The sequence below is a fragment of the Myxococcus vastator genome (assembly GCF_010894475.1).
GTDB lineage: Bacteria > Myxococcota > Myxococcia > Myxococcales > Myxococcaceae > Myxococcus > Myxococcus vastator.
This window is the reverse complement of record NZ_JAAIYB010000742.1, coordinates 1-2,366: the sequence shown is the minus strand read 5'-3', so window position 1 is coordinate 2,366 and position 2,366 is coordinate 1. Positions and strand designations below refer to the sequence as shown.

The 2,366-nt window shown below is 61.2% G+C and carries 2 protein-coding genes; one reads left to right on the top strand and one right to left on the bottom strand.

Annotated elements, in window-relative coordinates:
• The first annotated feature begins 592 nt into the window (after positions 1-592).
• Positions 593-1,207 (top strand): hypothetical protein, encoded by a 615-nt coding sequence (locus tag G4D87_RS36780; protein WP_163787442.1) that lies wholly within the window; start codon positions 593-595, stop codon positions 1,205-1,207.
• A gap of 19 nt (positions 1,208-1,226) precedes the next feature.
• Here the strand turns inward: G4D87_RS36780 and G4D87_RS36775 are convergent.
• Positions 1,227-2,366 (bottom strand): Hint domain-containing protein (locus G4D87_RS36775; RefSeq protein WP_240358911.1); only part of this gene is annotated, 1,140 nt, incomplete at its 5' end.

Genomic DNA, 2,366 nt, shown 5'->3' with positions numbered 1-2,366 from the left:
CCTTCTATGCAGCGCAGTAAGGCTCCCTGGTTTTCGATGTTGGCGAGCGCCCTCCTGGCCATGAACTGCGGAGGCGACGAGTCACCGACGACCCCGCCGCCGAACCCTGGACGCCCCGATGCCGGTTCGAGTGGAGGAACCGTCATCGATGCCCCCGACAATCAAGCTCAGCGCTATGTGTCAACGGACACCCGGCACACAGACTCGCCCGAATGGACGTTCGACCTGCGGCAACAGATCGCCATCCCCAACGGTGTCCGCGAGGTCTACGTCGAGGTTCGTGGCTGCCGACACGACTACTCACCTCCTGGGTTCTTTCGCTTCAAGACGCCACAGGCAACAAGCTGGCGCGAATTGAGCGTTGACACTCCGCTCTGCGATACCCCCGGCATTCCATCTGCACAGGTTTGGCTCCCAGTCTCCGAACCGCCCCAGCTTGTCGTTGAAGCGCTACGTCCGCCGCGTGGCGGGAACTCATACGTGCTCACAACCGTAAAGGTCCTCGGGTGGCGAATGCCCTGACCGACTCAATGCACTGAGACTGTCGGCTCAAAATCACGCCGCAATCCAAACTATCAACACGGGGGCAAGAATGGGAAAGAATAACCGTCAAAATCGCGAGAAGAAAAAGGCAAAGAAGGTACAGAAGCAGTTCGACAAAACGGAGAAGCGAAGACTGCGCGGAGACTCACATCCAGAGTCTGAGGGCGCAACAATTGACCAAATTATGCAGGTTGCTCGGAGCGTCAGTAGTGGTCCCTTGGGATGGATCGATCACCGTCCGAATCCCGGGGCGAAAGCTCACGAGTGCTACAACAACGCGCAAGATATGACCAATCAAGCAGGCGGAAGAGTCATGCCTGGATGGTCATTCCATTTACGATTTCGACCAGGGGTAGGGAGCTATCTATTCACCACTCCGCATGCAGTCTGGGTTCCTCCTGACGGCGACGCCCCCGTCGATGTGACTCCGTATCCGGAGCCTTTTCACGCCCCAGTAATGGACAATGGAAGAGTGCTCTTTCTCGGCGACTTGGACGCTGACATTGTGCCTATTGCCGACGGAATCTACCTCTCCCCGCCCCTCCGGGCGTTTGCTATCGGTGGCTCTCCAGCGCTCGCGAAATATGTCGCAGAGCGGAACGAAAAATTTACTGGTGATTTCGAGAGCGAAAAGCGAGCCGCACTTGCACGTGCGGGACGCTAACGCCCCTCCAAGGTCTCGCTTAATCTCGGGGCTTGAGATTGTGCGCAAGTAGGCCCTGCACAACGTAGGTTCTCGCGAAGCGAACGGTGACCTTCATCACGTCGCCGAAGTCCCTTGTCTCGACACGCGCCACCCGTCCCGGAGCGACACCATCAATCGTCTCTCCGGAGCGAAGCGCGTCGGTGCGCGTCCAGCCGCGCTCGAACGTCCGCCAGCGATGGTCCGGCGTCACGACGAGCACACGCCCATCCGTCATGGTGAGCGTGCAGCGCGCCGCCTGATGCCTGCTGACGTGCGTCACCTCGAAGATGCCTCCATCTCTCTCGTTCTCGTGCATGGTGAGCACCCGCATCCCAGGCCGGAGCATCTCGGCGGGCACTTCCGAACCATCGCTGAGCAACACCGGCTCCCAAGGCGCGACACAGGTTCCGTGCGTGCCCCCTCCCCCTCCACCGCCACCAGTCGGCGTTGATGCGGGCCCCATCGCACTGCGCACCATGTTGACGCCGTAGTTGCTCGGCGGGAAGAACCACCGCTCGGCGCTGTAGCCGCTCGCGTTGTGGAGCCGCACCTTCAGGTAGAGCAGCTTGTTCGAAAGCGAGTCCCGCAGCCGGTTGAGCTTGTCGCCATACATGAAGGTGAAGCCCGCGCTCGTCGCGTTGCTGGCGTCTCCGTCGACCGCGCCATTCTGATATTTGCGGTCCGCCAGCGGCACCGACGTCCCATAGAGCCACTGGGGCGCGTTGCTGTCGCTATATGCCCAGTAGAACCCCACCTCCATGAAGCGCAGCGCATCCAGGCTGTCATTCACCGCTTGAGGCTGGATGACGGCGTGGTAGTGCGCCCAGGTGAAGTTCGCCGCGCCACCAGCAGCCCCAGCAATCGCGTACCCCTCAATCACCTGGATGTTCAGCCGGTCGATGTTCGGCACGCCCTCGTTGTTGCCTCGGTAGTAGATGCGGCTTCCCGTGTCCGCGAGGGCCTGCACGGAACGGAAGAAGCCGTCGCTCAGGTAGTAGCGCCCCACCTGGACGTTGTTCGAGGCCACCTTGAGCGTCGTTCCGACGTTGTCGAGCTTCGCCCCGGCCGTGGGGATGCCGCTGCCGTCCTCCGCGTAGTTGGACGTCTTCAGCGTGTTCGCCGCGAGCAAGTCGAAGGT

Bases quoted from the DNA above. Each gene is read 5' to 3' on its own strand.
- G4D87_RS36780 (WP_163787442.1), top strand. From the start codon at position 593: ATGGGAAAGAATAACCGTCAAAATCGCGAGAAGAAAAAGGCAAAGAAG.